This window comes from Sphaerisporangium melleum, assembly GCF_014646695.1.
GTDB classification, from domain to species: Bacteria; Actinomycetota; Actinomycetes; order Streptosporangiales; family Streptosporangiaceae; genus Sphaerisporangium; species Sphaerisporangium melleum.
The window spans coordinates 23,855-32,704 of the sequence record NZ_BMNT01000056.1 but is presented as its reverse complement, the minus strand read 5'-3'; the positions used below and the strand labels follow the sequence as shown (position 1 = coordinate 32,704).

The window sequence follows — 8,850 nt, the reverse complement described above, 5'->3', positions numbered from 1 at the left end:
GCGGTGACGATCACGAGCTGGTCGGCGTTGGCGACGATGGGACGCTCGACCTCGTCGGTGTCGTCGGCGCTGCGGCGCAGCATGGAGGTGCGCGGCTCGATGCGGACGATGCGCGCCAGGGTGTCCGGCCGGCCGGAGGTGTCGCCGACCAGGCTGACCAGGTCGCCGACCACGATGCCCTTGCGTCCGAGCTCGCGGGCCCGCATCGCCGTCACGGCGTGCTGCTCGGTGCCGCGCCGGCCGGCGCGCGCCCCGGTGGAAGCGCCCGGCGGGGAGCCGCCGTCGACGCCGGTCTCGGTGATGCCGTCCCCGACCAGGCAGGTGTACCGGCCGCGGTCGACGGCGACCACGAATCCGGGAACGGCGTCCTCGTGCGCGGGACGGCGCCGGGTGCGCGGCCGGGAGCCCTTGCCCGGCCTGACCCGTACGTCGTCCTCGTCGTACTCCCGTCTTCTCAGCGGGCTTCCTCCAGCATCAGGGCCCACATGCGGGCGAATTCGGGAAGCGTCTTGGCGGTGGTCGCGATGTTCTCCACCTCGACCCCCGGCACGACGAGGCCGATCACCGCGCCGGCCGTCGCCATGCGGTGGTCGGCGTAGCTGTGGAAGACCCCGCCGTGCAGCGGGCGCGGCCTGATCACCAGGCCGTCGGCGGTCTCGGTCACGTCGCCGCCGAGCCCGTTGATCTCGGTGGCGAGCGCGGCCAGCCGGTCGGTCTCGTGCCCGCGCAGGTGGGCGACGCCGCGCAGCGTGCTCGGCGAGCCGGCCAGCGCGGCGAGGGCGGCGATCGTCGGGGTCAGCTCGCCGACGTCGTGCAGGTCGGCGTCGATGCCCTCGATCGGTCCGCCGCCGGTGACTTGCAGCCCTTCGGGCACGCGGGTGACCGTCGCTCCCATGGCGGGCAGCAGTGTGCGCAGGGCGTCGCCGCCCTGGGTGGTCTGGAGCGGCCAGTCGGGGATGGTCACCGTTCCCCCGGTGATCAGGGCGGCGGCCAGGAACGGGGCGGCGTTCGACAGATCGGGCTCGACGGTGAGGTCGCGGGCCGCGATCGGGCCGGGCTCGACCCGCCAGAGATCCGGCTCGGAGTCGTCCACGGTCACTCCCGCGGCGCGGAGCATCTGCACGGTCATCTCGATGTGCGGCATGGAGGGCACCGGCGGGCCGTCGTGCCGGACGGTGACGCCCTTCTCGTACCGCGGAGCGGCCAGCAGCAGCCCGGAGACGAGCTGCGAGGAGGCCGAGGCGTCCAGGGTGACCTCGCCGCCGGCGAGCGGCCCCCTGATCGTGAACGGCAGGGCGTCGCCGGCGACCTCGGCGCCGAGAGTGCGCAGCGCGGAGAGGATCGGCCCCATCGGCCGCACACGGGCGTGCGGGTCGCCGTCGAAGGCCACCGCCTCGCCGGCCAGCGCGGCCATCGGCGGGACGAAGCGCATGACCGTGCCGGCCAGGCCGACGTCGATCGACGCGCCGCCGCGCACAGGGCCGGGGACGACCTGCCAGTCGGTGGCGGAGGCGGTCTCCCCGGAGGGGGTGAGCCCGGCGCCGAGCGACCGGAGCGCGGTCACCATCAGGTCGGCGTCACGGCTGCGCAGCGCGCGGCGTACGGTGCCGGGACCCTCGGCCAGCGCGGCGAGCAGCAGAGCGCGGTTGGTGACCGACTTGGACCCGGGCAGCCGGACGGTGGCGTCGACGGGGCCGGGCGCCACGGGCGCTTGCCACAGGGGAGCTGACATAGCTCTGAGCCTACCGGGAGCCGCCCCCTGGGACCGGTTACCGTCCCGCGCGGGGCCGCCTGGCGGGAACCGGCGCGGGGGACGTGCCCGTACGGCAGGCTATGCGTATGTGCGGGAGATACGCGTCGGCGCGTAAGCGCCAGGAGTTGATCGAGGAGCTCGGCGTCGGACTGGACGGGACGTCCGAGGAACTGAGACCCGACTACAACGTCGCCCCGACCAAGAAGGTCTACGCCGTGGTGGCCAGGCCCGCGCAGGAGGCGGCGCAGGACGGGGACGCCGGCCACGGCGGTGACGTGGCCGATGCCGGCACCGGTGAAGCAGGGCCGGTACGGCAGTTGCGGGTGGTCAAGTGGGGGCTGGTGCCGAGCTGGGCCAAGGACCCCTCCGTCGGCTCGCGCATGATCAACGCCCGGGTCGAGACCCTGGCCGAGAAGCCGTCGTACCGCAGGGCGTTCGCCAAGCGCCGGTGCCTGGTGCCCGCCGACGGCTACTACGAGTGGTACCGCGCCGACAAGAAGACCAAGCAGCCCTACTTCATCCACCCCGCCGATGGCGGCGTGATGGCGATGGCCGGGCTGTACGAGTTCTGGAAGGACCCCTCCCGCGCGGACGACGATCCGCTGAAGTGGCTCACCACCTGCACGGTGATCACCACGACGGCCGAGGACCACCTGGGGCGCATCCATGACCGGATGCCGGTGATCATCGATAGGGACAGGTGGGCCGACTGGCTCGACCCCGCGCTGACCGACACCGGCCAGGTGCTCAACCTGCTGAAGGACGCCCCGCCCAGCGGGCTCACCGCCTATCCGGTGTCCTCCGAGGTGAACAGCGTCCGCAACAACGGCCCGCACCTGCTCGAACCGGAGAGCGCGGAGACGTCCCTGTTCTGACCGGGGATCGCAGGGCGCGCCGCCGCCAGGCGGGGCCGGTCATGCGGGGCGGCGGGCGCTGGCGACGAGGTGGATGCCCACGGTGTCGTCGTCGTCCGGATGCGCCTCCAGCTCGGTGCGCACGAGCCAGTTGAGCGCCCGGGTGTCGGCGGCGAGCACGTGGTCGACCGTGGAGGGCGACAGCACGGTGCGCGGCCTGATCCACTCGACCTCCAGGCCGGCGTCGACGAGCAGCTCACGGAGCTGGACGCTGGTGAAGCAGCGGGTGATGCTCCCGTCCGGCCAGGGCACCAGCATCACCTCGCCGGTGCCGGTCTGGCACAGGTGCGCCCAGTAGTTCTGCTCGGCCATGATCGCCATGCCGAGCACCAGGGAGTCGACGCACGCCAGCAGGCGGCCGCCCGGCTTGAGCACCCGTACGACGTCCTCGATCGTGGACTCCGCCATCAGCTCCAGGGACAGGGCCCGTTCCTCGGCGACGACCGCGTCGATCGAGGCGTCCGGCAGGAAGTCCAGGTCGTCCGCGCGCACTTTGCGGATGCGGCTGGAGGAGTCGCGCAGGGCGCCGGCGGCCGAGCGGCGGAAGTCGACGACCTCGATGACGTGGTGTCCCGCGCCCGCCGCCTGGGCGGGCCAGCGGCCCCGGCCCCCGGAAAGGTCGAGCAGCAGCCCCGGCTGGTCGGGGAGCCATCGCTTGAGCTGCTCGGCGACCACCGCGTGGTAGAAGGTCCAGTACGGCCCGAGCGTGCCTGAGCCGTTCAGTTCGCTGGCTGGGATGGGCAGCACGATGGCTCCTGGACGGTCGGGGCTCCGGGGAATCGCTACCAGCCGGTACGTATCTTTTTCCCCGTACCGGGTCGTTCGTCACCTTCTACTTACCGGGAACAGATGCTATGCCTCACGTGTTGCAGACGCGTGTAAACACGCGAGGAGGTTCCGTCCCATGCTGATGGCCGAGGTCGGCGATCGGTCGGCTGTACGCCAGCCGGTATTCTCGGCGGTGTACGGCGCGTATAAGGGGGTGGGTCCGGTCTCCAAGACAACTGCCGAGGAGACTCTGGAGCAGCGGGGCGAGCGGTTCGAGCGGGACGCAATGCCGTACCTCGACCAGCTCTACTCAGCGGCGCTCCGGATGACCAGGAATCCCGCGGATGCGGAAGACCTGCTGCAGGACACCTTCGCCAAGGCCTTCGGGTCCTTCCACCAGTTCCAGGAAGGCACCAACCTCAAGGCCTGGCTGTACCGCATCCTGACCAACACCTTCATCAACAGCTACCGCAAGAAGCAGCGGGAGCCCAAGCAGTCCGGTACCGAGGAGATCGAGGACTGGCAGCTCGCGCGTGCCGAGTCGCACACGTCGGGCGGCCTGAAGTCCGCCGAGGTCGAGGCACTGGAACACCTGCCTGACAGCGATGTCAAGCAGGCGCTGGCCGCGCTTCCGGAGGACTTCCGGATGGCGGTCTATCTGGCCGATGTCGAAGGTTTCCCCTACAAGGAGATCGCCGACATCATGGGCACCCCCATCGGGACCGTGATGTCCCGGCTGCACCGCGGAAGGCGCCAGCTGCGGACGCAACTCGAGGATTACGCGCGCGAACGCGGGCTTGTGCGATCGGAGGATCCGTCGTGATGCAGTGGGGTGTGACCCGCCGGCCTCTGGGAGCGCACGGCCGCGGTGACGGCGCCGGCGCCCTGGAGGGGTGTTGACATGAGCTGTGGCAAGCCGCACGACACCGACTGCAGGGACGTGCTGGACCAGGTGTACACCTTCCTGGACGGCGAGCTGGACGACCGCTGGCGGTCGGACATCAAAGAGCACCTGGACGAGTGCGGCCCGTGCCTTGAGGAGTACGGGCTGGAACAGGTGGTCAAGCAGCTCGTCGCCAAGCACTGCGGCTGTGACCCGGTTCCGGAGGATCTGCGGGCCAAGGTGCTCAGGCGCATCGAGGCCGTGCGCGCGGAGCTGTCCACGGCCGACTGACACCCTGGGCGACGGGGTGGCGCATCCGGGCGGCGGCGCGGTGGGGACGCCGCCGGCCGCCGGTGCGCGCAGCAGGAAGACGGGGTCGCGCCGCCGGGGAGACCTGGAAGCGATCGCCTAAGATACCGGGATGCGTTTTCTCGTTACCGGCGGTGCCGGGTTCATCGGCTCGACCCTCGTCGATCGGCTGCTGGCCGAGGGGCACGAGGTCGCCGTCGTCGACGATCTTTCCTCGGGTTCCCGGGAGAACCTCGCCGGCGCGGCCGGTCACCCGCTGTTCCGGTTCCACGAGTTCGACGTCAGGGACGCGGCCGTCCGGGAGCTGGTCGCGGGCTGGCGCCCGGAGGTCGTCTGTCACCTGGCCGCGCAGATCAGCGTCCGCGCCAGTGTGGCCGATCCGGTGCACGACGCCCGGCTGAACGTCGAGGGCACGGTCAACGTGCTGGAGGCCGCGCGGCTGGCCGGGGCACGGAAGGTCGTGTACGCCTCCTCGGTGGCGGTGTACGGCCGCCCGGCCGTGATCCCCGTCCCGGGCGACGCCGCCACCGACGCGCGCTCGCCGTACGCCGCCTCCAAGCTCAGCGGCGAGGTGTACCTGTCGATGTTCCGGGCGCTGCACGGCCTGTCGTACACCACGCTGGTGCTGTCGAACGTCTACGGTCCCCGGCAGTCCCCCGCCGGTGAGGCCGGAGTGGTGTCCATCTTCACCGACGCGCTGCTGCGTGGCACCCCCACCGTCGTCTACGGCGACGGCTCCCAGACGCGCGACTACGTCTTCGTGGACGACGTCGTGGACGGCTTCGTCCGGGCCGCCTCAGAGCGCGGCGACGGGCGCCGGTTCAACCTCGGCACCGGCGTGCAGACGACCGACCGCGAGCTGCACGCGCTGGTCGCGGCGGCCGCGGGCGCCCCCGACGCGCCGTCGTTCGCGCCGGCCCGGCTCGGCGACCTGCCCGCCATGGCGGTCGACCCGGCCCCGGCGCTGGAAGGGCTGGGCTGGCGACCCCGCACCGACCTGGCCACCGGGCTGAAGGCCACCGCCGAATGGGCGAGATCTCGTTAGCCCACGGTAGTGGTTTGATTACGCTTTGGATGCGATTCTTCGACTTGCCGTACGGCTCCGCTCGCTTTCTGTAGCCTGAACCAGGATTCGATGGGGAGGCGTCACATGGTGAAGGCAATGGCCACACGCCTGATGGCTGCCGTGGGGATCGGCGGCCTGGCATGGGCTCTCGGCGCGCTGGCTCTGGTGGTTCTCACAGCAGGCGCGGTCGACGTGCCCACGGGCATCTCCTGGACCTGAGCACGTGCCCGTGACGGCCCGAGGCGGTCGCAGTGCGTGAACTACCTTGGCCGGCGAAGGCGTATCTCGTCGCCACCGTCGCGACGGCGGTGGTGCTGATCGCCCGGGGCCTGGTCGCCCCGGGCCATCTGGACGGGCGCGACTGGCCCACGTTGCTGGTCCTCGCGCTGCTGTTCCTGGTGTGCGAGTCGGTGCCGACGCTGCTCAACGTCAAGCAGGCGGCGATGTCGGTCAGCTTCTCCGCGGCGCTCGCGGCGGTGGTGCTGCTGGGAGACGTCGGCGCGGCCCTGGTCGGCGCCACCGCGGTGCTGAGCGTCCGGCCGGGGCTCGAGCTGTACAAGAGGGTGTTCAACGGCGCGCAGTTCGCCCTGTGCGGTTATGTCGCCGGATGGGTCTTCCAGTGGCTCGGCGGCAGCCGGTCGGTCCCGAGCGTGGGCCGGTTCACCGACCTGCTCGTCCCCTTCATGGGCGCGGCGGCGGTGTTCGTCCCGCTCAACGCCCTGCTGTTCACGGTCATGGTGTCGCTGGCCGGTCGGTTGCGCCTCGGTGAGGTGCCACTACGCTCGGCCGCGCAGTTCCTGGTCTCCTATCTCGGTTACGCCACCTTCGGCCTGCTGATCGCGGGCCTGTGGGCGACCGTGCAGTCGATCTCGGCGGTGCTCGTGCTGCTGCCGCTGTTCATCGCCCGGTGGGCCTTCGGGCAGTACCTCGCGCAGCAGCGGTCCTACGACGCGACGATCGCCGCGCTCTGCCAGGCGGTGGAGACCAAGGACTACTACACGCGCGGCCACTGCACACGCGTGTCGAGCGCCTCCACCATGATCGCTCAGGAGATCGGCATGGGGCCCGAGCGCCTGCGCGCCATCGGGTACGCCGGCATGCTGCACGATGTGGGCAAGCTCGGCGTGCCGACGAAGGTCCTGCAGAAGGACGGCAACCTGACCGAGGAGGAGTTCGCCGCCATCCAGCTCCACCCCATGCGCGGCCTGGAGATCGTCCGGGGCATCGACTTCCTGGACGAGGCGTTCGCCGGCATCATGCACCACCACGAGCGCCAGGACGGCAGGGGGTACCCCATGGGCCTGGCGGGGGCCGAGATCCCCGAGTTCGCCCGCATCATCGCCGTGGCCGACGCCTTCGACTCCATGACCTCCGACCGCGCCTACCGCAAGGCCAAGCCGATCGAGGAAGCTCTCACCGAGCTGCGGCGCGGGTCGGGCACGCAGTTCGACCCGGTCATGGTGTCGGCGTTCATCAAGGCCCTCGACCGTCGCGGCTGGGACCCACCCGGCGCGATGCCCGCCCCGCCGGCCGGGGAGGACGTCGACACCGTCGCCAAGGACCACGACGACCCCACGGCGCCGATCCAGGTGGTGTCCGAGCGATGAGCGTCGCCGCGCGTCCCCTCCACGGCCTGTACTCCGCCCGGCTGCTGCTCATCTGCGCCGCCGGCGTGCTCACCGTCACCGGCCTCGCCCACACCGCGGCCGTGGGCCTGGTGGACGCGCAACTCGCCATCGCCTTCGGCGCGCTGGTGGCCGCCGGGGAGCTGGCCCGGCTCACCATGCCGGGCAACCGCGAGGTCGCCCCGATCGGCGCCGCGGCCGCTCTCGGCTACACCCTGCTGCTGGACGTGGGCGGCGTCCCGGCCCGCCACTCGGCACTACAGGTCGTGGCGGTGATGTCGGCCGGCATGATGCTCGGCGCGCTGCCGCATCTCGCGGTGGGCCGGCCGCCCCGGCTGGACGCGATCGCGCGACGGCTGCTGTCCGGCGCTCTGCTCGCCTTCGCCTACCGTCCGCTGGCGCCGGCGCTGTACGCCACCACCGGGCACGGTGAGGGCACCTGGTGGGTGGTGCTCGGCGTGATGGCCGTCCTGATCGCCGCCATGCTGGCCGCCGACGTGGCCATCGCGGCCGTCCTGCGCGCCGAGCAGGTGCGCACGGCACTGCGCGTGGCGATCAGGGACGAGCTGCGCATGGCCGCGCCGCTCGGCGCCGCCGTCGCGGCCTCCGGCACGCTGCTGGCCCTGGCCTCGCACAGCATGAACCTCGCCGCGCTGGTGGTCTTCGCGGCCCCGCTGCTGGTCACCCAGGTCGCCTTCCGCAAGTACGCGGGCATCCGCGCGACCTACCTGCAGACCGTGCGGGCGCTGGCCAGGGTGACCGAGGTCGGCGGATACGTCGAGCCCGGCCACTCGCGCCGGGTGAGCGTGCTGGCGCTGGCGATCGGCCGCGAGCTCGGCATGGCCGAGCCCGAGCTGCTGGAGCTCGAGTACGCCGCGCTGATGCACGACATCGGCCAGCTCTCGCTGCGTGACCCGATCCCCGGCGGGGCGACCGTGCTCACCGACCCGCGGACGGCGCGCAGCATCGCCGAGCTGGGCGCCGAGGTGATCAGGAAGACGGGGGTGCTCGACCGGGTCGCCGACATCGTGCGCCACCAGGGAGACCCGTTCTCCGGCCCGGACACCCCGCCGCTCGCCAGCCGCATCATCAAGGCCGCCAACGCCTACGACGACCTGGTCGGCGGGTCCACCGATCGCGACCGCGCCGCCGCCGCGCTGGAGCGGCTGCGCCTGGACGGCGGCGGCGAGTACGACCCGGTGGTGGTCGAGTCGATGGCACGCGTCGTCGACCGTCTGGCCTGCGCCGTCCGCCTCTGACGCACCGGCCGGGACGGTGGCCGTCTGGGTGACTCTCCAACCGGCCGCTCAGCGGCAGGAGGGGAGGCATGTTCCATTTCCGCAAGATCTGAGCATGTCGTCCCAGTTAAGGGGGTCTTTACCGCTGGGTGGACAACCCGCTGCGGCCCGGCGGGCCGCCGTCCGCGCTCCCTTCCGGTTGTGGGGTTCCTACATATGGGACACGGGGGATCGGTGCTCTGGAGCGAGAGGATCCGGCGGGTCCCGGGCCATAAAGTGGTGAGCCGTCGAAGG

The 8,850-nt window shown here is 71.7% G+C and carries 9 protein-coding genes and 1 pseudogene; 7 read left to right on the top strand and 3 right to left on the bottom strand.

Features of this window, described 5'->3' with window-relative positions:
* Positions 1-458 (bottom strand): annotated as a pseudogene (locus IEY93_RS38910) (ribosome small subunit-dependent GTPase A); the annotation flags it as partial.
* Positions 455-1,732, bottom strand: coding sequence for a 3-phosphoshikimate 1-carboxyvinyltransferase (aroA, locus tag IEY93_RS34015; RefSeq protein ID WP_189167283.1), 1,278 nt, complete (start codon positions 1,730-1,732; stop codon positions 455-457). The pseudogene IEY93_RS38910 and the gene aroA, both read right to left, overlap by 4 nt.
* 107 nt (positions 1,733-1,839) lie before the next feature.
* Between aroA and IEY93_RS34010 the strand changes: the two genes are divergently transcribed.
* Entirely contained in the window at positions 1,840-2,628 is a 789-nt protein-coding gene (locus IEY93_RS34010; protein ID WP_189167282.1) for an SOS response-associated peptidase, read from the top strand.
* A gap of 39 nt (positions 2,629-2,667) precedes the next feature.
* Here IEY93_RS34010 and IEY93_RS34005 read toward each other — a convergent pair whose 3' ends face one another.
* Complete coding sequence (locus IEY93_RS34005) at positions 2,668-3,414, bottom strand: class I SAM-dependent methyltransferase (RefSeq protein WP_189167281.1); 747 nt, start codon at positions 3,412-3,414, stop codon at positions 2,668-2,670.
* A 235-nt stretch (positions 3,415-3,649) separates the two neighbouring features.
* Between IEY93_RS34005 and IEY93_RS34000 the strand changes: the two genes are divergently transcribed.
* The 6 genes from IEY93_RS34000 to IEY93_RS33980 all read left to right on the top strand — a co-directional run bounded on the left by IEY93_RS34000 (position 3,650) and on the right by IEY93_RS33980 (position 8,577).
* Complete coding sequence (locus tag IEY93_RS34000) at positions 3,650-4,258, top strand: sigma-70 family RNA polymerase sigma factor (protein WP_189167297.1); 609 nt, start codon at positions 3,650-3,652, stop codon at positions 4,256-4,258.
* Between the two features lie 78 nt (positions 4,259-4,336).
* Positions 4,337-4,609, top strand: a complete 273-nt coding sequence (gene rsrA, locus IEY93_RS33995) for a mycothiol system anti-sigma-R factor (protein WP_189167280.1) — start codon at positions 4,337-4,339, stop codon at positions 4,607-4,609.
* Positions 4,610-4,739: 130 nt separating this feature from the next.
* Positions 4,740-5,672: an NAD-dependent epimerase/dehydratase family protein gene (locus IEY93_RS33990; RefSeq protein WP_189167279.1), complete on the top strand. Its 933-nt coding sequence runs from the start codon at positions 4,740-4,742 to the stop codon at positions 5,670-5,672.
* A gap of 105 nt (positions 5,673-5,777) precedes the next feature.
* The gene (locus IEY93_RS39465; RefSeq protein ID WP_268241599.1) at positions 5,778-5,912 is read left to right on the top strand and encodes a hypothetical protein; all 135 of its coding nucleotides are present in this window, start codon (positions 5,778-5,780) and stop codon (positions 5,910-5,912) included.
* A 32-nt stretch (positions 5,913-5,944) separates the two neighbouring features.
* Positions 5,945-7,300, top strand: a complete 1,356-nt coding sequence (locus IEY93_RS33985) for an HD-GYP domain-containing protein (protein WP_189167278.1) — start codon at positions 5,945-5,947, stop codon at positions 7,298-7,300.
* Positions 7,297-8,577 carry an HD-GYP domain-containing protein gene (locus tag IEY93_RS33980; protein ID WP_189167277.1) on the top strand — a complete coding sequence of 427 codons (1,281 nt, stop codon included), beginning with the start codon at positions 7,297-7,299 and terminating at the stop codon, positions 8,575-8,577. The genes IEY93_RS33985 and IEY93_RS33980 overlap by 4 nt, the downstream gene beginning before the upstream one ends.
* Positions 8,578-8,850: the final 273 nt, after the last annotated feature.

Coding starts and splice junctions, on each gene's coding strand:
- aroA (WP_189167283.1), bottom strand. CDS start 1,732: ATGTCAGCTCCCCTGTGGCAAGCGCCCGTGGCGCCCGGCCCCGTCGAC.
- IEY93_RS33980 (WP_189167277.1), top strand. CDS start 7,297: ATGAGCGTCGCCGCGCGTCCCCTCCACGGCCTGTACTCCGCCCGGCTG.
- IEY93_RS39465 (WP_268241599.1), top strand. CDS start 5,778: ATGGTGAAGGCAATGGCCACACGCCTGATGGCTGCCGTGGGGATCGGC.
- rsrA (WP_189167280.1), top strand. CDS start 4,337: ATGAGCTGTGGCAAGCCGCACGACACCGACTGCAGGGACGTGCTGGAC.
- IEY93_RS34010 (WP_189167282.1), top strand. CDS start 1,840: ATGTGCGGGAGATACGCGTCGGCGCGTAAGCGCCAGGAGTTGATCGAG.
- IEY93_RS33990 (WP_189167279.1), top strand. CDS start 4,740: ATGCGTTTTCTCGTTACCGGCGGTGCCGGGTTCATCGGCTCGACCCTC.